Origin of the sequence: Nonomuraea jiangxiensis, from assembly GCF_900099965.1 — a bacterium.
Classification (GTDB): domain Bacteria; phylum Actinomycetota; class Actinomycetes; order Streptosporangiales; family Streptosporangiaceae; genus Nonomuraea; species Nonomuraea jiangxiensis.
On record NZ_FNDJ01000011.1, the window covers coordinates 338936 to 361229 of the forward strand.

Sequence of the window (22294 nt, forward strand, 5' to 3'; positions counted from 1 at the left end):
CGCCCGTCCCAACCGTGTGCTCACGAGTGTTCTCCCAACCGCACGTGGTGCCATCGGAAGGCCCGCCGTTCGGCCGCGACCAGCAGCGCGTTCACCAGCACTCCGAACAGCCCCACCCAGAACACCCCGGCCAGGATGTCGATCATGCGCGCGGGCACGGCGATCCCGGCGAAGAAGATGAAGACGCCGATGCCCTCACCCCGCCCGGCCACGATCTCGGTGCTGACGGTCAGGATCAGCGCCACCCCCGCCGCCAGCCGGACCCCGGTGGTGATGAAGGGCGCCGACGACGGCAACGACACCCGCAGCAGGACCGCCGCCGCCCCGAAGCCGTACGACCTGAGCGACTCCTTGGCCAGCGGGTCCACGCCGCGCAGGCCGTACATCGTGTTGTAGAGGATCGGCCAGAGCGAGGCGTAGACCACGAGCGTGACGCGGAGCTGGAGCCCCGTCCCGATCACCAGCGCCACCAAGGGGATCAGCGCCACCGACGGGATCGGCCGGAGGAACTCCACGACGGAACGGGTGGCCGCGTCCACGATCGGCACGCTGCCGAGCAGCAGGCCGAGCGGCACCGCGATCAGCGTCGCCAGCCCGAGCCCGATCGCCCACGCGAGCAGGCTCGTCAGCGCGTGCCCGCCGAAGACCGGATCGAAGGCCAGCGTGACCGCCCGGCCGACGATCTCCGTGGCCGGAGGCAGGAACTTTCGGTCGACCAGCCCGGTCCTGGCGGCCAGTTCGATCAGCGCGGCGAATACCAGGACCCCGGCCGCCCGGCGCGACCAGCGAGTGGCCGCGGCCGGGCGGACCCGGGCCGTCAGGGTCTGGGTGCTCACCCGGAGGTGGTGGGCGACATCAGCGCCTTGACGTCGATCGCCTTGGTGAGCCACTTGGCTTCCAGCATCCAGTCGGCGACCCGTTGGAGGCGCACCGGGTTGTCGTTGCTGGAGAAGTACGGGAAGGTGACCGTCGCCGCCGTCGCGGCGTCGATCTGGGTGAAGGTGGGCAGCACCTTGGCCACCACCTCGCGGTTGTTCTCCATCAGCTTGGCGGCGTTGTGGATGGCCCGCTGGAAGGCCGCCGCGGTCTTGGCGTTCTTGTCATACCAGTCCTGCGTGCTGACGTAGCCCGAGATCGGGAACTCGGCCGCGGGACCGGAGGCCGGGTCGAGGATCTTGCGGGCGCCCATCGACGACGTGGCGGCCGTCACGAGGGGCTCGCCCAGGTAGGCCGCGTCGATCTGGCCGCCCTGCCAGGAAGGCATGATGTTCTGGAACGTCACCTGGACGTATTTGATCGTGTTGGGATCGACGTTGTTGGCTTTGAGCACCTGCGCGAGAGCCAGTTCCTGGAAGTTGTGCAGGACGTTCACGTTGATCGTCTTGCCTTCGAGGTCCTTGGGCGTCTTGATGGGCGAATTGGGCAGCGCCATGATGCTCAGCGAGTCGGGCGCCGCACGCGAACCCTCGGCCAGGATCCGCAGTTTCAGCGTGCCCTTGTCCTGGGCCTGGAACATCGAGACGTAGTTGCCGAACATGGCGTCGATCTCACCGTTCAGCATCATGGGAATGGCTTCGGGCGCGGCCTGCACGACCTGCGGAGTGACCTCCAGGCCCTCCTGCTCGAAGAGTTTCTGGTCGATCGCCACATAGATGGCGGCGCTGTCGATGGCGGGCAGGGTGGCGATCTTGAGTTTCGTCTTCTCCAGGCCGCCGGCCGATGCGGACGGCGGCGAACTGACTGTCGTGGAGCCGCCCGTGCTGCACGCGACGGCTCCCAGTGTCAAAGCTAACCCGATGATGGCGGCCCTGGCGGAACGGCCAAACCTCATGTCAGGGACTCCCTTCAGATGGAGCCAGGGGGGGACCGGGTGGCTTGTGCTCCCGGGGGCTGTGTGCCTGACGCACAGCAGGGATCGACCGTAGCACCAAATTGGCGTTCATTATGGCGAAGATAACACTTGTGGTTGCAATGTCGGTTTACAGCTATATCGTGAAATTTTGACGAACGGTGAGAATCGTATGTTTGTCCGGTTTGTGGAAGGAGGTGGCGTGCGGGGTCACTGTTACTCATGAGACTTGTTGTTCGATGCATTCTGCGGGTCAGGAGTCGGCTCGTGGGACGGTCTGCTATTGCCGATTTCAGCAGATGGGAGGCCGTCTACTGATTCTGCCCAATTTTTTGGACAATCGGGGATAAACGCCTCAATGGGGCACTAGTGGTGGTTGGCGGGGGCCAACCCCTGTGCTCAAATGGCCGCATATCTCGATGTACATATTGCCCCACGTGCATTTACCTGCATGGTCACCGAGAATTCCCCTCAGGGGCGAGAGGTTGCGAAGGCAAGTGAGAACGCAGAGCGCTGAAGCTTCCGCTGACCGCGAGCCGCACGGGCACCAGAGGCAACGGCTGCCCAAGCCTTCTTCGAAGAGGTTCGGGCTGGGCAACTGGCACGTGCGGTCACGCCTTGTCGCGCTGATCGTCGTCCCCACGGCCGTGGCCGTGGGGTTGGGCGGGCTGAACGTGATCACCTCGCTCAGTGACGCCAACACCTATCAGACCCTCCGAGAGGTCGCCGAGTTCAGCCAGCAACTCGGCGCCGTCACCCACGAGTTGTCCTTCGAACGCGACGAAACCGCTCTCTACATCGCCCAGGGCCGGCCGGAGAACCGCGAGGCCCAGCTCCGGACGACCTACAGCGGAGTCAACCGCCTCATCGACGAGGCCAAGCAGCAGTCACAGGCGATCACGGACACCCATGCCGAGGCGATCCGGCCGGTGCTGCGGCGCCTGGAGGAGATCCCGACGCTGCGTGAGACGGCCGTCAGTGGCAAGATCCAGCCCCTGCCGATGATCCAGAAGTACTCGCAGATCATCGCGACCCTGCTGCAGTTCCACGACCAGGTCGGCCAGGTGGCGGTGGACGACGAGGTCTCGCACAGCGCCGGCTCGACGGCTGCGATCGCACGGGCCAAGGAGCAGGCCTCCAAGCAGCGCGGCATCCTGGCCAGCGCACTGGACAAGAAGGGCTTCGACAGCGGCGAGCTCGACGCGCTCACCGACGCCAAGTCGCGTGAGGAGAGCGAGGAGACGCTGTTCGCCACGCTGGCCAACCTCGACCAGCTTGAGCTCTACCGCAACACGGTCGTGGGCCGGGACGTCGACCAGACCGACCTGTTCCGGCTGCGGGCCATGGCGCAGTCCGCCGAGGGCAGGGAGCTGAGCATCGGCGTGCGTCCCGCCAGGGACGTGGCCACGTGGTTCGAGGTCAGCACCGGCAAGATCGACGCGCTCAGGAGCGTGGAGAAGGACCTGGCCTCCTCCGTCATCCTGCGTGCCCGGGCCCTGGAGGAGGGCGCCAACCGCTCGGCGATGATCTCCGGCGGTCTCATCCTGCTGCTGCTGATCGTGGTGCTGGCGATCATCTCGCTCATCGCCCGCTCGCTCATCAGGCCGCTGCGCAAGCTGCGCGGCGAGGCGCTCAACATCGCGGGCCACCGCCTGCCGGAGACCGTGCAGCAACTGCGCGAGGGCGGCGAGGGCTCGGTCGGCCCGGTGATCCCGATCGGCGTGGACACGCACGACGAGATCGGTGAGGTCGCGCGGGCGTTCGACGAGGTGCACCGTGAGGCGGTGCGGCTGGCGGGTGAGGAGTCCCGGCTGCGCAGCAACGTCAACGCGATGTTCGTGAACCTGTCCCGCCGCAGCCAGACGCTGGTGGAGCGGCAGATCACCCTGATCGACGGGCTGGAGCAGGGTGAGCAGGACGAGCAGCGGCTCGGGAACCTGTTCAAGCTGGACCACCTGGCCACCCGTATGCGGCGCAACAGTGAGAACCTGCTGGTCCTCGCCGGCCAGGATCCGCCGCGCCGCTGGAGCCAACCGGTGAAGCTGGTGGACGTCGCCCGCGCCTCGCTGTCGGAGGTGGAGAACTACGAGCGGGTGGTGCTCCAGGTGCCGGACGGCGTTTCGGTGGCCGGGCAAGCCGTCAACGACGTGATCCACCTGCTGGCCGAGCTGGTGGAGAACGCGCTGTCGTTCTCACCCCGGGAGACCAGGGTGACGGTGTCCGGCAGCCGGATCGACGGCGGCGGCGTGATGCTGTCGATCACCGACTCCGGCATCGGCATGACCACCGAGGAGCTGGTCCAGGCCAACGAGCGACTGACGGACGCGCCCAGCGTGGACGTGTCGGTGTCGCGGCGCATGGGCCTGTTCGTGGTGGCCAGGCTGGCGCACCGGCACGGCATCCGGGTGCAGTTGCGCCCGCACAGCACCGGCGGCCTGACCGCCATGGTGCTCATCCCGGAGAACATGCTCGGCTCCCAGCCTCCGACCTTCGCCGGCACACCGTCGTTCTCCGGCAACCAGCCCCCGGCGCTCGCGGGCGCGTCCGCCGGCGGCGAGGCGTACTCCGGGCCGCATCCCGCCCCGCCGGCCACGGACTGGCCGCAACCCGCTCCGCCCGCGCAGGACTGGCCGCAGCCCACTCCGCCGGCTCAGGACTGGCCGCAACCCGCGTTCCAGATGGGCCCGGGCCACCCGTCGTTCCCGTCGAACCCGGAGACGGGCGGCAACTGGCCGCCGCAGTCTCCCTGGCCCATCGAGCCCCGTGGCGGCCACGACAACTCCGACGTGTGGACCCCGCCCCGCGGCCCTGCCTGGAACGGCGATCGCGGCCTGCCCCGGCGCCCCCTGCTGGAGCCCCCGCCGGGGGGCTGGAGCCAGGACACCAACCCGCCGCAGCGGCCGGGGTTCGAGTTCCCCGAGTCCGAGTCGGGCGCCACGGGACCGATCCCGGCGGTCCCGCCCGCCTCGGCCGGAGACGACTACCTGCCGATCTTCGCCGCCGTGGAGTCCGCCTGGTTCGGCCGTAACAACGGCGCGAGCTGGGGCTCCAGCAAGGCGGACGCGGGGTGGAGCGCGGCGGAGGCCGTGAAGGAGCCGTCCCGCGACGGCTCCACGGCGGCCGGATTACCCAAACGCGTGCCCAAGGCCAACCTGGTCCCGGGCTCGGCCGACACGTCGTCGTCGCCGAAAGGCGTCACGCCGATGCCGTCGGTCTCGCCGGACCGGATGCGCAACCGGCTGTCCAGCTTCCAGCAGGGCTTCCGGGCGGCACGTGACGACATCAGCGAGGGCAGGGCGTTCCCCTCTGGCCCGAGGAGTGAAAGTAGGGAGGAGGGCGTATGAACGACCTCAGTCACGCGGCGCGTGGAGTCGACTGGCTGATCACCGACTTCGTTGGCACGGTCCCCGGGGTCGCGCACGCGGTGGTCGTCTCATCCGATGGGTTGCCGCTGGCGGCTTCGTCGGGTTTTCCGGCGGATCGGGCTGATCAGCTGGCCGCCATCGCGTCGGGGTTGGTGTCTCTGACGCAGGGTGCGGCCAGGGTGTTCGAGGGTGGTGCGGTCAATCAGACGATCGTGGAGATGCAGCGCGGGTTGATGCTGATCATGTCGATCAGTGACGGCTCGTGTCTGGCGGTGCTGGCGGCTCCGGACTGTGACATGGGGCTGGTGGCGTATCAGATGACCCTGATGGTCGATCGGGCCGGTCAGGTGCTGACCCCGGCTGTGCGGGCCGAACTGCGCGCCAGCCAGATCAGGTGATGTACGTGTCAGACCCCAGATGGAACAGCGGCGGTTGGGCTCCACAGCCTCAACCCCAGTCCCAGCCGCAGCTGAATCCTGACCCCGCATCGCCCGTCCGCCCGTACGCCGTGACAGGCGGACGGACGGCGCCGCGGGTCAAGCTGGCGATGGAGGCCCTGGTGTCCTCGGCCACCGCCGAGCAGCGGGAGTTCTCGCATATCACGCCGGAGTACCAGGCGATCAGCCAACTGTGCCGGCAGGTGCGCTCGGTGGCCGAGGTGTCGGCCCTGCTGCGGATCCCGCTCGGCGTGGTGCGCGTGCTGATCGCTGATATGGCCGCCGAAGGTCTGGTACGCGTGCACCAGCCACAGCTGGATGCCGGCAGACCGGACGTAAATCTGCTCGAAAGGGTGCTAAGTGGACTTCGCAGACTCTAGCCCCGGTCTCACTTCGACCAAAATCGTGGTGGCCGGCGGGTTCGGAGTGGGCAAGACGACCTTCGTCGGCGCGGTGTCGGAGATCATGCCGTTGACGACGGAGGCAGTGATGACCGACGCCTCCGCGGGGATCGACGATCTGGGCATGACGCCGTTGAAATCGACCACGACCGTGGCCATGGACTTCGGCCGGGTCTCCCTCGACCGTGACCTGATCCTGTACCTGTTCGGCACCCCCGGACAGCACCGGTTCTGGTTCATGTGGGACGACCTGGTACGGGGTGCCATCGGCGCGGTCGTGCTGGTGGACACGCGCCGTCTTGCCGACAGCTTCCCGGCGATCGACTATTTCGAGGAGGCCCAGCTGCCGTTCGTGGTAGGAGTGAACGGCTGGGACGGCCAGTATCCGCACAGCGACGTCGAGGTGCGCGACGCGCTGACCCTGGCGCCGCACATCCCGCTGGTACGGCTGGACGCGCGCTCCAAGGACTCCGTGAAGAGCGCGCTGATCCATCTGGTCGAACACGCCCTCACGGTCCGGATGGCCGTACCGGGCTGGGGTGGCTGACACCTTTCCCCGCCGCCTCACCTCGGAAAACTCGACCACCCGGGCCGCCCCTTCCCGTGCCGCCCCGCCCCCCGACGGCCTTCCCCGTCGCGCGGTCTCCGGCGGGTGCGTTGACAGCCCTGCCCATTCCCTGATCACAATGGCCGCGGTCCCGCCGAGCACCGCAGGAGCCCCATGTCCGTGGCCGCCTCCATGAACGTGCGAAACCCGCTCACCGGTCAGATCGACCGGCCGCTCGCCCCCGTCCCGCCCGACCGGCTGGCCGCCGTCGCGGCGGGGCTGCGCGAGCGGGCCCCCGCCTGGCGGGCCGCCGACCGCGGCGAGGTCCTGACGCGGTTCGGGGCCGCGCTGGCCGCCGATGACGACCTGCTCGCCGCGCTGGTGGCCGACACCGGCAGGGTGGCGGAGTCGGTGCTGGAACGGCGGCTCACCGCCGCCCTGATCGACCGCTGGGTACGCCAGGCGCCCGCCCTCCTCGCACCCCCGGCCGAGCGCCCCGCCTCCCTGCCCGGGGTCCACGTGGCGGGGGACGCGGTGCCGTACGAGCTGGTCGGGGTGGTCAGCCCGTGGAACTTCCCGCTGCTGCTGGGCCTCATCGACGCCGTGCCCGCGCTGGCCGCCGGCTGCGCGGTGGTGGTCAAGCCGAGTGAGGTGACGCCCAGGTTCATCGAGCCGCTGATGCGGCTGGTCCCGGCCGGCCTGCCGCTCGCCGTCGTCGAGGGCGGAGGCGAGACCGGCGCGGCGCTGATCGGCCTGGTCGACGCCGTGGTGTTCACCGGCAGCGTGGCGACCGGGCGGCAGGTGGCGCAGGCGGCGGCGCGCGAGTTCGTGCCCGCGTTCCTGGAGCTGGGCGGCAAGGACCCGGCGATCGTCCTGGCCGGGGCCGACCTCGACCGGGCGGCCGCGGCCGTCCTGTGGGGCGGCACCGCCAACGCCGGGCAGTCCTGTCAGTCCATCGAACGTGTCTACGTGGCCCGCGAGGCCCACGACGAGTTCCTCGCGCGGCTGGTGGACAAGGCCGCCAGGGTCGGCCTGACCTGCGAGGGCGGGCCGATCGGGCCGATCATCGGGCCCGGCCGGGAGGACGTGATCGCCGCCCACCTCGCCGACGCCGTGGCCAGGGGCGCCACCGTGCACACCGGCGGCACGATCGAACGGCACGGCGGCGGCCACTGGTGCCGCCCGACCGTGTTGTCCGGGGTCGATCACTCCATGCTGGTGATGACGGAGGAGACGTTCGGGCCGGTGCTGCCGGTCATGGCGGTGGACGGGCCGGACGAGGCGGTCGCCCTGGCCAACGACTCCGACTACGGGCTGTCGGCCGCGGTCTTCGCCGGCTCGGAGGCCGAGGCGATGGCCGTGGCGGCGCGGCTGCACGCCGGGGCGGTCAGCGTCAACGACGCCGCGTTGACCGCGCTCGTGCACGAGGGGGAGAAGCACTCCTTCCGGCTGTCCGGGCTGGGCGGCTCCCGCATGGGCGCCGCCTCGATCGCCCGCTTCCTGCGCCGCAGGGCCTTCCTGATCAACCGCTCCCCGTCCGCCGACCCATGGTGGCACCCGGCGTAGGCCGGCCTGGCTCGGCCCCGCTGTCGCTCCCCGGTGCGGGAGGTCAGCTCCGGGCGCTCCGGTGCCAGGACAGCACGGTCCGCTCGACCGCCAGGAACGCGGTGTTGAGCACGATGCCGAGCAGTCCGAGCAGCACGATCCCGGCCCACATGGCCGGGATGTCGAACTGGCTCTGCGCCTCCAGCATGCGGTGCCCAATGCCCTCGCTGCTGCCCACCAGCTCCGAGATGATCATCATGATCAGCGCCAGCGAGACGCTCAGGCGCAGACCGGCGAAGATCTTCGGGGCGGCGGCCGGCAGGATGATCCTGGTGAGCCGCTGCAGGCGGCCGAGCCGGTAGACCGCGCCGGTCTCGATGTACTGCCGGTCGACGTGACGGGCGCCGTCCATGGAGTTGATCAGCACCGGCCAGACGACGCCGTACACGATGGAGGCCAGCTCCATCGGGGTGCCGATCTTGAACAGCGCCAGGAACACCGGGACGAGCGCGGCGGGCGGCACCGATCGGGCGAAGTGCAGCAGCGGCTCCACCAGGGCCGACAGCCGGACCGAACGGCCGAGTGCCACCCCGGCCAGCACCCCGGCCGCGCAGGCCATCGCCCACCCGGCGAACAGCCTGGCCAGGCTGGGCAGCAGGTCGGCCACGGCCTCGTCGGTCAGGAACGCCCGCGTCGGCGGCCCGGAGAACCACATCTCGTACATCCTGACCACGATCCGCGACGGCGGCGGGAAGTAGGCGGCCTGGCCCGAGCGGGCGGCCAGCTCCCAGGCGAGCACGGCCACGGGCAGTAGCCAGTACCACACCAGCCGCCGCGCGGACGTACGCCGCACCACGACGGCGCCGCCCCCATCCCGAGTGGTGCCCGTCTCCTCGCGCCGCACCGCGCCGGTGCTCACGCCGTCACCCCCGTACGCTCCCGGTGCCAGTGGAACAGGCGGCGCTCGGCGGCGGTGAACAGCAGGTTGGCGGCCAGGCCGATCAGCCCGGCCCACACGGTCGCCGCCAGCATGCGGTCGATCCGGTTGGCGCTGCCCGCCAGCGACTGGAACGCCCCGATCCCGCCGTCACCCGGGGCCAGCAGTTCCACGCTCACGGCCACGATCAGGGTGACCGACACGGCGATGCGCGCCCCGGTGGCGATGAACGGCGCCGCGCTCGGCAGGCTCACCCGCCACATCACCGCCAGCGGGCCGAACCCGAAGCTCCGCAGCGTGTCCTTGGCCAGGGGATCGACGTCGCCCAGGCCGTACAGGGTGTTGATCAGCAGGGGCCAGGAGCAGGTGTAGACGACGAGCGCCGTCTTGGCGTCCTGGCTGGCCGGGAACAGGAACATGGCCAGCGGGATCAGCGACACCGAGGGGATCGGCCGCAGGAACTCCACCAGCGGTCGTACCGAACGTTCCAGGAACGGCACGCTGCCGAGCAGCAGCCCGGCAGGCACGGCGATCAGCGCGGCGATGGCCAGCCCGCTCAGGCACGCCTCCAGCGTGGCCAGCACGTCGGACCTGAACCGCTCGTCCAGGGGCAGCGTGGCCGCCACGGCCAGCACCTGCGAGATGGGCGGCAGCACCGAGCCGGGGATCAGCCCGGTCCGCCCGGCCACCTCGACGACCGCGAGGAACCCCAGCACCCCGAGGGCGCCGAGGGTCCCCCGTTCGATCCGGGTCATCCCAGTTGCGGCGCGAAGAGCTGAGCCACGTCCACCTTGGCCTTGAGATAGCCGTAGCCGGTCAGCAGGTCGGCCAGCTTCTGCACGCTCGCCCTGTCGGCCTGCATCGAGAACTTCCCGAGCGTCATCTCCGCCGCCGCGTCCGCCGGGATCTGCGTGTACGTCGGCACCACCTCGTTGATCGCGTTACGATCGGCCCCCGCGATCTGCTGGGCCTTGGCCAGCGCGCGGTGGAAGGCCGCGGCCGTCTTCGGGTTGTCGTTCAGCCACTGCTCGGTGACGCCCCACCCGTCGATCGGCACCCCGGCGGTCACGCCGTCCGTGGTGTCGATCACCTGGGTGGCGCCGCTCTTCTTGGCCGCGGTCAGGAACGGCTCGACCAGCCAGGCCGCGTCCACCGTGCCCGAGGACAGCGCGCCGAGCTGGTCGGCGAACTGCACCGGGACGTATTTGACGTCCTCCGGCTTGAGCCCGGCCTCCTGCAGGTGGGCGTTGGTCAGCGTCTGCCCGAGCGCCTTGAGCACGTTGACCGCGATCGTCTTACCCTTGAGGTCGGCCGCGGTCTTGATCGGCGAGCCCTTGGCCACCACGACGCCGGCGACGTTCGGGGCGGCCTCCTGGCTGTGCTGGAAGAGCTTGAGCTTGGCCGCGCCCGAGTCGTTGATCGCCAGCAGCGACACGTAGCTCGTGAGGAAGGCGTCCATGCTGCCGTTGAGGATCTTCGGCATCACCGCCTGCGGGGCCTGGATGATCTCCGTCTTGACGGTCAGGCCCTCCTCCTTGAAGAATCCGCGCTTCTCCGCGATGAACAGCGGCGCGGACGACGGCACCGGCACCACGCCGACCAGGAGCTGGGTCTTCTCCAGCCCGCCGGAGGACGCCGCGCCGCTCGGCTCGCCCCCGCTCCCTCCGCCGCTGCACGCGCTCAGCGCGAGGGCGACCGTCATGCCCGCGACCACGATTCTGGCCAGCTTCATCGCCACTGCCTTTCTGGTCCGCCATCAGGTGGAGGCTGGAGGAGAGCTCAGCGGGGGCTGCCTTCGATGAGGCCGGCACCCGAGCCCAGCTCGACGACCTGGGTCAGGGTGAGGTCCGCCTGCCCGAGCAGGGCCGCGTACTCGCCGCGGCTGCGCTCGGTGCCCCCGTTGAAAATCGCCAGCATCCGCATGTCGAGATCTTTACCCAGGTGTGGCTCCTCGTTGTCAGGAAGCACCACTTCCAGAACGAGGACGCGACCCTCGGGCGCCATGGCCCGGCGTACGTTGCGCAGGATCCTCACCGCGTCGCCGTCGTCCCAGTTGTGCAGGACGTTGGCCAGCAGGTAGACGTCGCCGCCCGCCGGGACCCCGGCGAAGAAGTCGCCGGGGACGACCTCGCACCGGTCGGCCAGGCCCGCGGCGGCCAGCGCCTGCCTGGCCCGTTCCGTCACGTGCGCCAGGTCGAACAGGATGCCGCGCATGCGGGGGTTGGCACGCAGGACGGAGGCCAGGATGTGGCCCTTGCCGCCGGCCACGTCGACCATGGTCGCGCTCTCGGGGAAGCGGTAACGCTCGGCCAGGCCCTCGGTGATGGGGATGGCCCGGGCCGCCATGTAGTCGTCGAACATGCGGCGCGACGCCGGGTTGTTCGCCAGGTGGTCGTAGAGGTGGCCGTAGCGTTCGACGAACGCCGACCTGCCGGCGCGGACCGTGGCGGGCAGGCTGCCCAGGGCGTACCAGAAGCCCTCGTCGCCGAGCACGCGGATCGAGGTGCGTACGGAGTCGGGCACGTCGGAGCGTAGAGCGGCGCCCCGCTTCGTCAGGTCGTAGGCGTCGGCGCCCGTGGCGGCCGGGCGCACCAGGTCCATGGCGGCCAGCTCGCGCAGGACCCGGCGCAGCGAGGGCGCGTGCGCGCCGCAGCGCGTGGCCAGGTCGGCGGTGTCGAGCGGGCCGTGCGCCAGGTGGTCGGCCAGGCCCAGCTCCGCCATGGTCAGCAGGGCCGCGAGCCGGGAGATGTCGCCCACGGCTCCCCAGAGCAGGTCAGCGGAGTGCGGCATGTGTCCCTTCCGGCTGCGGGTGGGCCGCCGGTGCCCGGGAACGAGCACTTCACGGCGTGGCAGAGGTACCGGGCAGCGTGATCGTAACCCAGACGGCACCGCCGTCGCAGCGGCTCTTGGTGATCGTGCTCATCCGTGACAGGCTCGGGTTCGGTCCTAGTGGATCATCGGATGATCTGTCCGGTGGCATTCCCGGGGCTGTGCGTTGGTTGACTACGAGGGGAGAGCTGATGGATGCCAAGGAGTACATGGCCGGCGTGTTCGACCGCGCGTCCGGCACGTACGAGCGGGTCGGCGTGTCCTTCTTCGCGCCCGTCGCCGAGGAGCTGGTCCGTCGGGCCGCGCCCGGCCCCGGCGAGCACGTCCTGGACGCCGGCTGCGGGACCGGTGCCTCGCTCGTGCCGGCGGCCCAGGCCGTCGGGCCCACCGGCAGGGTGGTCGGGCTGGACCTCGCGCCCGGCATGGTGGCCACTGCCACCGCCGCGATCGAGCGGCACGGCCTGACCCAGGCGACCGTGCTGCTGGGTGACGCGGAACGGGCGGAGGAGCTGCTGCCAGGAGAGCGGTTCGACGTCGTGCTGGCCGGGATGATGCTGTACTTCCTGCCCGACCCGCTGGCCGCCGTCCGTTCCATGACCGGACTGCTGCGGCCCGGCGGGCGGCTGGCGGCCAGCCTCCTGGCCCGGTCGAGCCCGGTAGAGACCGAGCTGCTCGGGCTGGTGGAGCAGGCGTTGCGGCCCTACGCCCGCGAGGCAGGCAGCGCCCCGTTCCACCACACGCTGGGCACCCCCGAGGAGCTGACCGGGCTGCTCGAACAGGGCGGCCTGAGCGAGGTGCGCTGGGCCGACGTGGTGTTCGAGGTGGTCGTCGAGGCCGGGCAGGTGTGGGACTGGCTCTGGTCGGCCGCCCGCAGGGCCGCGCTGGAGACCATCCCCGCCGACCAGCGCGACGAGGCCAGGGCGGCGCTGGAGGCGGCGCTGCCCCAGGACCGTTTCGTCCTGCCGCGCACCGTCCGCTTCGCCACCGGCCGCACCTGAGCCGGAGCGGACGGGGTCCTGAGGCCGCCGAGGCGGCTCAGCCTTGGGGCGCCTCGCGTCCGTGCGCGCTCACCAGCGCGAGGGGGCGCACCGGCGACCCGGTGGCGCCGAACAGCGGAAGCGGGGCCAGCACGAAGGTGAACTCGTGCACCCCGTCCCGGGCCAGCTCGTCCAGCTCCATCGTCTCGATGAGGTAGATGCCCGACTCCACCAGCAGCACCCGGTGCGCGGGCAGCACACTGTGCCCCTGACCGGGGGCCAGCCGCTCGAAGGCGATGGTGTCGGCGCCCGCGGCCCGCGCCCCCCGTTCGGCCAGCCAGCGGGCGCCGGCCTCGCTCACTCCCGGGACTCCCGACTCGGCGCCGATGTAGACCTCCCGGTCCGGATCGGCGAAGTGGCGGCCCCATCCGCTGCGGATCAGCACGACGTCGCCGGGGGCGGGCTCGACGCCCTGGTGCTTTACTGTCGCGTCCAGGTCGGCGGGGGTGATCTCGTAGCCCGGTGCGCAGGACTCCAGGCCCAGCGCGCCGGGCACGTCCAGCAGCACACCCCGGCAGACCATCGGCACGATCGTGTGCACGCCGTGCTCGGGGTAGAGGCCGCCGACGCAGGCCCCGGCTGCGTCGGCCCCACCGAACAGCTTCCCGTCCTGGGACACGTGGGCCAGCGCGTCGATGTGCGTGCCCACGTGGGTGCCCATGAGGATCAGGTCGTTGGCGGCCGACCCCCCGTCGGAGCGTGTCCTGTCGCCGTGCCGGCGCGGGAGGGTGTGGGTGTAGGCGGGGTGGTTGGGCGACTGCGGCATGCCGGCGTAGAGCCGCCTGCCCAGGTCGTAGATCGTCACTCCGGCGCGTACCGCCGCGAGCAGGGGGTCGCCGGCGGATGTGTGCGCGGTCGTGGGCATGTTCTCTCTTTCCATTTCAGTGGTGCTCAACTGCGGGCGGCCTGCCGGTGCCAGCGCAGGATCCGGCGTTCGGCCAGCACGAACAGGGAGTTCACGACGTAGCCGAGGGCGCCGAGCAGCGTGATCGCCGCCCAGACGCCGGCGCCGTCGAAGCTGCGCTGGGCCTGCAGGAGCTGGTAGCCGATGCCGTCGGTGCCGCCGATGAGCTCGGTGATCACCATGAGGATCAGCGCGAGCGACAAGCTCAGCCGGAGCCCGGCGAAGATCTTGGGGGAGGCGGCGGGAAGCACGACCAGGCGCAGCCGCTGCCACCTGGTGAGGTTGAAGACCGCGGCCGTCTCGGTGTAGGTGCGGTCCACCGCCTTGACGCCGTCGATGGAGTTGAGCAGCACCGGCCAGATCACCCCGAACACGATGGTGGCCACCTGCGTGGCCGGCTGCGCGGCGGCGCCCACCTGGAACAGCACGACGAACACCGGCAGCAGCAGCGGCGGCGGCAGCGCCCGGCCGAACTCGATCAGCGGATCGACGTAGTCGGTCGCCACGCGCGAGCGGCCGAGCAGCACGCCCATCACCACCCCGAGCAGCGCGGCCAGGATCCAGCCGCCGAACATGCGGCCGAGACTCGGCAGCAGATTGCCGACCGCGGCGTCGGTGAGGAACACGCGGGTGATGGGGCCGGCGAACCACAGCTCGTGCATGCGGACCACGATCGTGGTGGGCGGCGGGAAGTCGGTGTCCGCCACCCCGCGAGCGATGACCTCCCAGAGGACCAGCACGACCGGGGCCACCCACAGACCGGCGAGGCTCCTCACGTCCCGCTCGCCCCCACGCGCACGTGGTGCCAGCGGAACAGGCGGCGCTCGGCGGCGAGCAGGCCCAGGTTCGCGACCACGCCGAGGACTCCGGCCCAGCAGGTCGCCGCCATCATCAGGTCAGTACGGTTGCCGCTGCTCGCCACGTTCACGTAGACGCCGATCCCGGCCACGCCGCCGGCCACCAGCTCGGCGCTGACGGCCAGGACCAGCGCGATCCCGGTGGCGATCCTGACCCCCGTGGCCACGAACGGGGCCGCGGCGGGCAGGCTCACCCTGACCAGCACGGCCAGGGGTCCGAAGCCGAAGCTGCGCAGGGACTCCTTGGCCATCGGGTCGACGTCGTGCATGCCGTACAGGGTGTTGAGCAGGATCGGCCAGACGGAGGCGTACCCGATGACCGAGACCTTCATCAGCTCGTCCACCGGGATCAGCAGGATGGCGAGCGGGATGATCGCGACCGACGGGATCGGGCGCAGGAACTCCAGGACCGGCCGGATCGCCCGCTCCACCGGGGCCAGCGCCCCGAGGAGCACGCCCAGCGGGACGGCGATGACGATCGCGATCAGCAGGCCGAGGGCCCAGTTGGTGAGCGTCGCGGCGACCCCCGCCAGGAAGTCGCCGTCGACGAGCAGGAACGCGGCCTCCCGCAGCACGATCGAGGGCGCGGGGAAGAGCAGGCCCTCGGCCAGGCCGAAGCGGAGGACCAGCTCTCCGACGGCGAGGAACCCCGCGACGCCGGCGACACCGCGGAGCAGCCGCGCACCGGTCATCCGCCCGCGCTCGTCGCGATGACCGAGGCCACGTCGATCGGGTTGTTGATGTACTTGTACTCCAGCATGAGGTCCGCCACCTTCTGCAACCGGGCCGCGTCCAGCCGGCTCGGATACGCCGCCAGAGTGATCTCCGACGCGGTCGCGGCGTCGATCTTCGTGTACGTGGGCAGCGCGGCCTCGATCTCCTTACGATCGCTGGAGGCGAGCACCTGCGCCTTGGAGATCGCCCGCTGGAAGGCGGCCAGCGTCTTCGGATGCTCCCGAGCCCACTCCTCGGTGGCCATTCCAGCCGGCGATGGCCAGGTCCGCCGTCGGGCCCGTCATGGTGTCGACGAGCGTGCGGAAGCCGAGGGCCTTCTCGTTGGCCGTGATGAAGGGCTCGGTGATCCAGCCCGCGTCGGCCTGGCCGGAGTTGATGGCGTTGCCCATCTCGGGGAACGGCTTCTCGGCGAACTTGACGTCGGTCTCGCTCAGCCCGGCCGCCTTGAGCTGCGCCGTCACCGCCAGCGTGCCGATGTTCCTGAGGTTGTTGACCAGGATGGTCCTGCCCTTCAGATCGGCCACGGTGCTGATCGGGGAGTCCTTCGGCACCATGATGTTGAAGGTGTCGGGCGCGGCCTGGTACATGTCGGCGACGAGCTTGATCGGCTTGCCCTGGCTGACGGCCAGGAACGTCGAGACGTAGTTGGTCTGCGAGATGTCCAGGGAACCGTTCTCGATCTGCGGTAGAGCCGCCGCGCCTCCCGTGATCGTGACGGGCTGCACCTCCAGGCCCTCCTGCTTGAAGAAGCCCTTGGCCTGGGCGATGTAGAGGGCCACGGGGTCGGGGATGGGCAGGGCGCCGACTTTGATCGTGGCCTTCTCCAGGCCGTTGGCGCCCGTGCTCGACGGCTCCTCGCCCCCGCCGCATCCGGTGAGCGTCATGGCGATGACGACGCTCAGAGCGATCGCGCGCCAGCGTGGTGTGCGTGTCATGGGGTCTCCGCTGGGTGTAGGAGATCGGCACACGTTACTGCGCGTGAGCATACCCGGGTAATGATCGAACGGGCAGGGGGGAAGTGCGCTCAGGCGGGGCGTGACACGTACCGGCCCACCGGACGGCCCACGACCTTGCCGGCGTCCAGTACGTGATGCCCGCGCACGAAGGTGTCGGTCACCTTGGCGGTCAGCTCGAACCCCTCGAACGGCGTGTACTCCTGGGTCGACTCCGAGTCCTCCGCGCGCACGGTCCAGGTGTGCCCGGGGTCGACCAGGCAGAGGTCGGCGTCGAAACCGGGGGCGATCGTGCCCTTGGTACGCAGGCCGTACCGCTTGGCGGGGTTCCACGAGGTCAGCGCGGCGATCCTGCCGTAGGACAGGCCCCTGCGGCGGCCCTCGGTGACCAGGCCGGGTAGCAGGTACTCGGCGCCGCCGAACCCGGCCTTGGCCAGGAAGACGTTGTCACGCGGGTTGCCGAACTTGAGCTCGTCGCGGCAGCAGGCGTGGTCGCTGACCACCCAGTCCACGGTGCCGTCGAGCACGTGCCGCCACAGCGCCTCGACGTCCTCGCGCGGCCGGATCGGCGGGTTCACCTTGGCACCGAGGCCGCTGGCCGTATCGATGTCGGCCAGCAGGTGGCCGATCGTCACCTCGCGCCGGAAGTCGATGTGCGGGAAGGTCGCCGCCATGCGCACCGCCGCGTCGAGGGCCTTGGCGGAGGACAGGTGCAGCAGGTTGATGTTGGCCAGCCCCGTCTCGTGGGCGAGGTAGGAGGCCATGAAGACGGCCAGACCCTCGGAGTGCGGCGGACGGGACGCGCTGTAGGCGGCCAGCCCGGTCAGCTCGCCGGCCTCCTCGACGAGCTTGGTGTAGGCGGTCATGATCTCGGCTGTCTCACAATGCAGTGACAGCGAGATCTCGCCGGCCAGCTCGGGCAGGCGTTCCCTGGCCGCCTGCACGCCGCGCATCACGAACTCGAAGTGCGCGTAGTCGTAGCGCTCGCCCTCGGGCAGCATGAGGAACGCCCGCTGGTCGTCGGAGCGCCCGTGCAGCCCGTGCCCGCCGTAGAACATGAAGATCTTGAAGGACGGCACCCCGAAACGTTCCACCAGGTCGGGCAGCTCGTCGATGTGCCCGCTCGACATCGGCGCCAGGTGGAACCCGTAGTCGACGTAGGCCCGGCCCTCGGCCTGCCTGAGCACCTCCGGGAAGAACTCGGCGTACGGGCCGCCCTGGTTGAGGTAGTACTGACCGGTCCGCATGTAGGTGAGCGCGGTCGTCACGCCGCCCTGGGCGCTCGCCCGGCTCTCCGACCCGGTGTCGTCGGGCAGCGGGTTGTAGATGCCCCAGTGCTGGTGGGCGTCCACGACTCCGGGGAAGGCCAGCTTGCCACCCGCGTCCACGATCTCGCGGGCGCCGGACAACCCGGGCTCCACCCGCTCGATCCGGCCGTCGGTGATGGCGATGTCCGCCTCGACGGGCTCGTCGCGGTCGTGGGTCACAACCTTGACGTTCTTCAGCAACAGGTCGGTCACCGGAACGGTCTCTCCTAAGCGAGGCGGTGGGCGTGGCGGTGCCAGGACAGCACACGCCGCTCCACCATGAGGAACAGGGAATTGAGGACGAAGCCGAGGATGCCGAGCACCAGGACACCGGCCCAGATGGCCGGCATGTCGGCGTTGCTGTTGGCCAGGCTGAGCAGGTAACCGATGCCATCGGTACTGCCCTTGAGCTCGGAGATGACCATCAGGATCAGCGCCAGGGAGACGCTCAGGCGCAGCCCGGCGAAGATCTTCGGCGCCGCGGCGGGCAGGATGATCCGGAAGAGCCGGAGCGGGGCGGGCACGCCGAAGACGGCGGCCGTGTCGACCTTCAGATGGTCGAGGCCGCGCGCGCCGTCGATGGAGTTGAGCAGGATCGGCCAGACGATGCCGAAGATGATGGTCGCGACCTGCACCTGCGTGCCCATCTGGAAGAGCACGAGGAAGACCGGGAGCATGACCGGCGGCGGCACGGCCCGGCCGAACTCGATCAGCGGCTCGACGTAGTCGGCCAGCCAGGCGGTCCTGCCGATCGCCACGCCGAGCGCCACGCCCACGATCACGGCGGCGCTCCACGCGCCGACCACTCTGACCAGGCTGGGTACGAAATTGTCCACGGCCACGTCGGTGAGGATGTACGGCCCGGAGAACCACATTTCATACATTCGGGTCACGATGACGGTCGGCGCCGGCAGGTACGGATTGTCCGCGGAATTGGCCAACAACTCCCAGCCGCCCAGGACGACGGGGACCAGCCACAGCCGCTTCACCAGAGTAAGGATCATGCCGTCCGCCATCGGAAGAGACGCTGCTCGGCGCGTACGAGCAGGGTGTTGACAACGAGCCCGATGAAGCCGGCCCACAGCAGGGCCGCGATGACGTCGATCATCGCGGCCGCGCCGATGCCGGTGCTGGCCTCGATGAGGAAGCCGCCGATGCCGACCGCACCGCCGACGACGTATTCCACGCTGATCGCCAGGATGAGGGTGATGGAGGCGGCCAGGCGCACTCCGGTCGCGATGAAGGGCGCGGCGCTCGGGAGGGCGACCCGCCAGATCACCGCGGCGGGGCCGAAGCCGTACGAGCGGAGGGTCTCCTTGGCCAGGGGGTCCACGTCGCGTACGCCGTACATGGTGTTGATCAGGATCGGCCAGGAGGCCGCGAAGACGATGAGCGCGACCTTGGCGTTGATCTCCGGCTGGAAGAAGAACAGCGCCAGCGGGATCAGCGCCACCGAGGGGATGGGCCGCAGGAACTCCACGAACACCCGCGTCATCTCCTCCACCACGGGGACCGTTCCCAGTAGCAGGCCGAGGGGCACGGCGATCAGGATGGCGAGCGGCAGCCCGATGGCGGCGGCGAGGAGGGTGCCTTGCAGATCTGCGAGGAAGTCCGGGTCCACGGCGAGTGAGACGGTCCTCGCCAGCGTGTCAGCGGCCGGTGGCAGCCACTTGACCAGGCCCGACATGCCGACAACCTGCCAGAGAACCAGAAAACCCGCCACACCTGCGGCATGGCGGGAGAACTTGATCAGCCTGGCGCGGGCGAGCGGGTTGCGCTCGCGCCGCGCCGGAATGACAGTGGCGGTCATCCCTGTGAAGAGGCCGCAGTGTAGATCATGGACGTGACGTCCATCTTCTGCTTGAGCATGCCGGAGTCGAGCATCAGGTCCGCGACCCGCTGGATGCGCTGGGCGCTCAGCGTGGTCGGGTAGTTGCCCAGGTTGATCGTGGCGGCGGTCTCAGCCGGGATCTTGGTGAAGGTCGGCAGCACCTTCGTCACCGCGCTGCGGTCGGTGGCCGCGACGTTCTGGGCCTTGGCCATCGCCCGCTGGAAGGCGGCCAGCGTCTTGGGGTTGTTGGCCACCCACTTCTCCGTGGCCGCCCAGCCGGTGATCGGCAGGCCCTCGGTCGGGCCGGACATCGTGTCCAGCAGCATGGTCGCGCCGAGTTCCTTCTTGGCCTGGCTGACGTACGGGTCGGTCATCCAGACGGCGTCCACGTCACCCTTGTCGAGCGCGGAGAGCCAGTTGGTGGTCGGGACCTCGACGTACTGGACGTCCGTCTTGGGGTCGAGACCGGCGATCTTCAGGTGCGGGTTCATGGTGAGAACGCCCAGACCGGCCAGGGCGTTGACGCCGATCTTCTTGCCCTTCAGGCCGGCGACGTCCTTGATGGGCGAGCCCTTCTTGACCATGATGCCGAACGCGCCGGCCGCGCCCTGGTAGGAGTCGGCGATGTACTTGAACTTCTCGGTGCCCGCCTCCTGAATGGTCAGGATGGTGGCGTAGCTGCCGAGGACGACGTCCATGGCGCCGTTGGAGAGCTTGCCCAGCACCATCTGGGGCGCCTGGATGGGCTCCTGCTTGACGTTGAGGCCCTCTTCCTTGAAGAAGCCTCGCTCGAGGGCGATGAACAGCGGAGCCGAGTCCGCGCCGGGGTACTGGCCGATCAGCAGGTCAGTCTTCATTCCGCCGGCGGCGGCGCCTGAGCTCTCAGCCTCGTCCCCAGCACTGGAACACCCCGTTGCCACGAGGGTGGCCACAAGCCCAACCAGGGCAACCTGCCCTAATGCACCGAACCGCATTGCGGATCTCCTTCGAACCGGGGGGTAGTGCGAACGGAAGATTGAACGACGGTGGCACCCTAGCGTAGGCAGCTCTTCGCGCTGTACAGAGATCACCGGAAATTAACTAGATATATCTCCATATATGCCGATTTGCAACTGTTTGTCCGGTTATTCATGACATTCCCTCTTGACTTCGCACGCCTGGGGAAGGTGTTGTGTTTTGCGTGAAATGATGAGCCGTGTGTCGACTGCGCGCTTTGCGGTATTGGCCGATCTCTGGTTGATGTGCTCCAATTAGCTCTCGCCCCAAGGGTGCGTCCGCGTCACACGGTTAACAACACGTGACGTGATCGCCGTGCACCAGACCATCCGAGGAGAGGTTGCGGAGGCTAGTGAAGACTGTTGTCCCCTCTGTGGGCGGGGATCAGGGCTTAACCGAGGAAGCCCTCCGACAGGCGTCCCATAGGGCGCAGACACCCGCGCCGAGTGGCGCGGGCGCCGCCGGCAACCGACGGACGGGGGCTCGCTTCGCCCTGCGTAACTGGCGAGTACGTTCCAAGCTGTTGGTCCTGGTCCTCATCCCGACCCTCGCCGCGCTCGTGTTCGGTGGTCTGCGAGTCACCACCTCGATCGCCACCGCCGGCGAGTACGCACAGGTCAACCAGGTGGCCGTGCTCGCGAGCCAACTGACCTCCCTCGCTCACGAAGTCGAGGTCGAGCGCGACCTCACCGCCAGATACGTCGCTCTGGGACGACGCGGCGGGACCGACGCTCCGTCGGATGTGTCCGCCCAGTACGAGACCGTCGACAAGCTCGTCGTCGCGGTCAGGTCCGGCGTCGAGAGCCTGGCGGCCTCCGGCAGCACCCAGGCGCCGGAGGCACTGCGCATCAGGAACCGCCTCGACGAGCTCGCCACCTCCCGCAAGAACGCGATCGAGTCCGAGCTCGACGTCAACTCCGTCATCGAGCTGTACGACCGGAGCATCTCGGACCTGCTCTCCCTGAACGACACGATCGACCAGGGCGCCGTGGACAAGGAGCTGTCCGCGAGCGTGGCGGGCTTCGCCGCGCTGGCCCGAGCCAAGCAGTACGTCTCCACCCAGCGCGCGTTGCTCGTGGCCGCCCTGGCCACCAGGGCGTTCGGCAAGAACGAACTCGACGACTTCATCGCCGCCCGGGCCCAGAAGAACAGCGAGCTGGCCACCTTCAGATCGCAGGTCTCGCTCTCGCTCCGCCAGACGTACGACGACGTGGTCAGCGGCAGCGCCGTGGACCGCGCCGAAGTCCTCGCCGCCCGCGCCCTGTTCCTGCAGGACGCCGGGCTCCCGCTGGCGGACGTCAAGCTCGGCCTCACCCGTGACGGCAAGTCCTGGTTCAACGCCATCAGCGAGACCATCGACGGAATGCGCAACGTCGAGAAGCAGGCGGCCGAGAGCATCGTGCTGCGCAGCCGCACGCTGGAGGGCGCCGAGCAGCAGAGCGCCGTAATCATCGGTGGCGTGATCGTCGCCCTGCTCATCCTCGTCCTGCTGGTCACGGTGTTCATGGCGCGTTCGCTGAGCGGCCCGCTGCGCAGGCTGCGCCGGGAAGCGCTGTTCATCGCCGGACGCCGGCTGCCCGACACCGTCCGCCAGCTACGCGAGGCCGAGGCGGTCAGCGAACCCGAGGTCGAACCCATCGGAGTCGCCTCCAACGACGAGATCGGTGAAGTCGCGCGGGCGTTCGACGAGGTGCACCGTGAGGCGGTGCGGCTGGCGGGTGAGGAGTCCCGGCTGCGCAGCAACGTCAACGCGATGTTCGTGAA

The 22294-nt window shown here is 69.7% G+C and carries 22 protein-coding genes; 7 read left to right on the forward strand and 15 right to left on the reverse strand.

Features of this window, described 5'->3' with window-relative positions; all coding sequences use genetic code 11:
* Positions 1-20: 20 nt before the first annotated feature.
* Both BLS95_RS25260 and BLS95_RS25265 read right to left on the reverse strand, forming a co-directional pair.
* Complete coding sequence (locus tag BLS95_RS25260; protein ID WP_090935877.1) at positions 21-836, reverse strand: ABC transporter permease; 816 nt, start codon at positions 834-836, stop codon at positions 21-23.
* Positions 833-1831 carry an ABC transporter substrate-binding protein gene (locus BLS95_RS25265; protein ID WP_090935880.1) on the reverse strand — a complete coding sequence of 333 codons (999 nt, stop codon included), beginning with the start codon at positions 1829-1831 and terminating at the stop codon, positions 833-835. The genes BLS95_RS25260 and BLS95_RS25265 overlap by 4 nt, the downstream gene beginning before the upstream one ends.
* Positions 1832-2454: 623 nt before the next feature.
* Here BLS95_RS25265 and BLS95_RS25270 point away from each other — a divergent pair.
* The 5 genes from BLS95_RS25270 (at position 2455) to BLS95_RS25290 (ending at position 8165) form a co-directional block, all read left to right on the forward strand.
* Entirely contained in the window at positions 2455-5193 is a 2739-nt protein-coding gene (locus BLS95_RS25270; RefSeq protein WP_176993380.1) for a sensor histidine kinase, read from the forward strand.
* A complete protein-coding gene (locus BLS95_RS25275) occupies positions 5190-5612 on the forward strand; it encodes a roadblock/LC7 domain-containing protein (RefSeq protein WP_090935886.1) in 423 nt (140 codons plus the stop codon). The genes BLS95_RS25270 and BLS95_RS25275 overlap by 4 nt, the downstream gene beginning before the upstream one ends.
* Positions 5612-6031 carry a DUF742 domain-containing protein gene (locus BLS95_RS25280; RefSeq protein WP_090935889.1) on the forward strand — a complete coding sequence of 140 codons (420 nt, stop codon included), beginning with the start codon at positions 5612-5614 and terminating at the stop codon, positions 6029-6031. Before BLS95_RS25275 ends, BLS95_RS25280 begins: the two co-directional genes overlap by 1 nt.
* Positions 6012-6599 (forward strand): GTP-binding protein, encoded by a 588-nt coding sequence (locus BLS95_RS25285; protein ID WP_090935892.1) that lies wholly within the window; start codon positions 6012-6014, stop codon positions 6597-6599. Before BLS95_RS25280 ends, BLS95_RS25285 begins: the two co-directional genes overlap by 20 nt.
* Before the next feature lie 174 nt (positions 6600-6773).
* Complete coding sequence (locus BLS95_RS25290; RefSeq protein WP_218135969.1) at positions 6774-8165, forward strand: aldehyde dehydrogenase family protein; 1392 nt, start codon at positions 6774-6776, stop codon at positions 8163-8165.
* Between the two features lie 43 nt (positions 8166-8208).
* Here the strand turns inward: BLS95_RS25290 and BLS95_RS25295 are convergent, their stop codons facing one another.
* From BLS95_RS25295 to BLS95_RS25310, 4 genes are read right to left on the reverse strand one after another with little or no spacing between them, the layout of a single operon-like run.
* The gene (locus BLS95_RS25295; protein WP_245765262.1) at positions 8209-9063 is read right to left on the reverse strand and encodes an ABC transporter permease; all 855 of its coding nucleotides are present in this window, start codon (positions 9061-9063) and stop codon (positions 8209-8211) included.
* Positions 9060-9836, reverse strand: a complete 777-nt coding sequence (locus tag BLS95_RS25300; protein ID WP_090935894.1) for an ABC transporter permease — start codon at positions 9834-9836, stop codon at positions 9060-9062. Before BLS95_RS25300 ends, BLS95_RS25295 begins: the two co-directional genes overlap by 4 nt.
* Positions 9833-10813, reverse strand: coding sequence for an ABC transporter substrate-binding protein (locus BLS95_RS25305; protein WP_090935897.1), 981 nt, complete (start codon positions 10811-10813; stop codon positions 9833-9835). The genes BLS95_RS25300 and BLS95_RS25305 overlap by 4 nt, the downstream gene beginning before the upstream one ends.
* Positions 10814-10860: 47 nt before the next feature.
* The gene (locus BLS95_RS25310) at positions 10861-11871 is read right to left on the reverse strand and encodes a methyltransferase (protein ID WP_090935900.1); all 1011 of its coding nucleotides are present in this window, start codon (positions 11869-11871) and stop codon (positions 10861-10863) included.
* A 230-nt stretch (positions 11872-12101) separates the two neighbouring features.
* Here BLS95_RS25310 and BLS95_RS25315 point away from each other — a divergent pair, with 230 nt between their 5' ends.
* Positions 12102-12908 (forward strand): class I SAM-dependent methyltransferase, encoded by an 807-nt coding sequence (locus BLS95_RS25315; protein ID WP_090935903.1) that lies wholly within the window; start codon positions 12102-12104, stop codon positions 12906-12908.
* A gap of 37 nt (positions 12909-12945) precedes the next feature.
* Here the strand turns inward: BLS95_RS25315 and BLS95_RS25320 are convergent, their stop codons facing one another.
* The 9 genes from BLS95_RS25320 to BLS95_RS25355 all read right to left on the reverse strand — a co-directional run bounded on the left by BLS95_RS25320 (position 12946) and on the right by BLS95_RS25355 (position 20391).
* Entirely contained in the window at positions 12946-13812 is an 867-nt protein-coding gene (locus tag BLS95_RS25320) for a cyclase family protein (RefSeq protein WP_090935905.1), read from the reverse strand.
* 26 nt (positions 13813-13838) lie between these two features.
* On the reverse strand, positions 13839-14627 hold the full coding sequence (locus tag BLS95_RS25325; RefSeq protein WP_090935908.1) for an ABC transporter permease: 789 nt from the start codon (positions 14625-14627) through the stop codon (positions 13839-13841).
* Positions 14624-15400 carry an ABC transporter permease gene (locus BLS95_RS25330; RefSeq protein WP_090935911.1) on the reverse strand — a complete coding sequence of 259 codons (777 nt, stop codon included), beginning with the start codon at positions 15398-15400 and terminating at the stop codon, positions 14624-14626. Before BLS95_RS25330 ends, BLS95_RS25325 begins: the two co-directional genes overlap by 4 nt.
* Positions 15397-15612, reverse strand: a complete 216-nt coding sequence (locus BLS95_RS58070) for a hypothetical protein (RefSeq protein WP_245765263.1) — start codon at positions 15610-15612, stop codon at positions 15397-15399. Before BLS95_RS58070 ends, BLS95_RS25330 begins: the two co-directional genes overlap by 4 nt.
* The gene (locus tag BLS95_RS25335; protein WP_245765264.1) at positions 15590-16378 is read right to left on the reverse strand and encodes an ABC transporter substrate-binding protein; all 789 of its coding nucleotides are present in this window, start codon (positions 16376-16378) and stop codon (positions 15590-15592) included. The genes BLS95_RS58070 and BLS95_RS25335 overlap by 23 nt, the downstream gene beginning before the upstream one ends.
* Positions 16379-16467: 89 nt before the next feature.
* Entirely contained in the window at positions 16468-17916 is a 1449-nt protein-coding gene (locus BLS95_RS25340; RefSeq protein WP_245765265.1) for a dihydroorotase, read from the reverse strand.
* Positions 17917-17930: 14 nt separating this feature from the next.
* The gene (locus BLS95_RS25345; RefSeq protein WP_090936079.1) at positions 17931-18707 is read right to left on the reverse strand and encodes an ABC transporter permease; all 777 of its coding nucleotides are present in this window, start codon (positions 18705-18707) and stop codon (positions 17931-17933) included.
* Entirely contained in the window at positions 18704-19513 is an 810-nt protein-coding gene (locus BLS95_RS25350; RefSeq protein ID WP_090935914.1) for an ABC transporter permease, read from the reverse strand. The genes BLS95_RS25345 and BLS95_RS25350 overlap by 4 nt, the downstream gene beginning before the upstream one ends.
* Complete coding sequence (locus tag BLS95_RS25355) at positions 19510-20391, reverse strand: ABC transporter substrate-binding protein (RefSeq protein WP_176993381.1); 882 nt, start codon at positions 20389-20391, stop codon at positions 19510-19512. The genes BLS95_RS25350 and BLS95_RS25355 overlap by 4 nt, the downstream gene beginning before the upstream one ends.
* A 662-nt stretch (positions 20392-21053) precedes the next feature.
* Here BLS95_RS25355 and BLS95_RS56980 point away from each other — a divergent pair.
* A partial coding sequence (locus BLS95_RS56980; RefSeq protein ID WP_218135971.1) for a nitrate- and nitrite sensing domain-containing protein occupies positions 21054-22294 on the forward strand: 1241 nt, incomplete at its 3' end.

What these genes read in the sequence shown, in the direction of transcription:
- BLS95_RS25315 (WP_090935903.1), top strand. Translation starts at nt 12,102, where the DNA reads ATGGATGCCAAGGAGTACATGGCCGGCGTGTTCGACCGCGCGTCCGGC.
- BLS95_RS25310 (WP_090935900.1), bottom strand. Translation starts at nt 11,871, where the DNA reads ATGCCGCACTCCGCTGACCTGCTCTGGGGAGCCGTGGGCGACATCTCC.
- BLS95_RS25265 (WP_090935880.1), bottom strand. Translation starts at nt 1,831, where the DNA reads ATGAGGTTTGGCCGTTCCGCCAGGGCCGCCATCATCGGGTTAGCTTTG.
- BLS95_RS25280 (WP_090935889.1), top strand. Translation starts at nt 5,612, where the DNA reads ATGTACGTGTCAGACCCCAGATGGAACAGCGGCGGTTGGGCTCCACAG.
- BLS95_RS25355 (WP_176993381.1), bottom strand. Translation starts at nt 20,391, where the DNA reads ATGAAGACTGACCTGCTGATCGGCCAGTACCCCGGCGCGGACTCGGCT.
- BLS95_RS25290 (WP_218135969.1), top strand. Translation starts at nt 6,774, where the DNA reads ATGTCCGTGGCCGCCTCCATGAACGTGCGAAACCCGCTCACCGGTCAG.
- BLS95_RS25320 (WP_090935905.1), bottom strand. Translation starts at nt 13,812, where the DNA reads ATGCCCACGACCGCGCACACATCCGCCGGCGACCCCCTGCTCGCGGCG.
- BLS95_RS25275 (WP_090935886.1), top strand. Translation starts at nt 5,190, where the DNA reads ATGAACGACCTCAGTCACGCGGCGCGTGGAGTCGACTGGCTGATCACC.
- BLS95_RS25350 (WP_090935914.1), bottom strand. Translation starts at nt 19,513, where the DNA reads ATGACCGCCACTGTCATTCCGGCGCGGCGCGAGCGCAACCCGCTCGCC.
- BLS95_RS25345 (WP_090936079.1), bottom strand. Translation starts at nt 18,707, where the DNA reads ATGATCCTTACTCTGGTGAAGCGGCTGTGGCTGGTCCCCGTCGTCCTG.
- BLS95_RS25305 (WP_090935897.1), bottom strand. Translation starts at nt 10,813, where the DNA reads ATGAAGCTGGCCAGAATCGTGGTCGCGGGCATGACGGTCGCCCTCGCG.
- BLS95_RS25335 (WP_245765264.1), bottom strand. Translation starts at nt 16,378, where the DNA reads ATGACACGCACACCACGCTGGCGCGCGATCGCTCTGAGCGTCGTCATC.
- BLS95_RS25330 (WP_090935911.1), bottom strand. Translation starts at nt 15,400, where the DNA reads ATGACCGGTGCGCGGCTGCTCCGCGGTGTCGCCGGCGTCGCGGGGTTC.
- BLS95_RS25300 (WP_090935894.1), bottom strand. Translation starts at nt 9,836, where the DNA reads ATGACCCGGATCGAACGGGGGACCCTCGGCGCCCTCGGGGTGCTGGGG.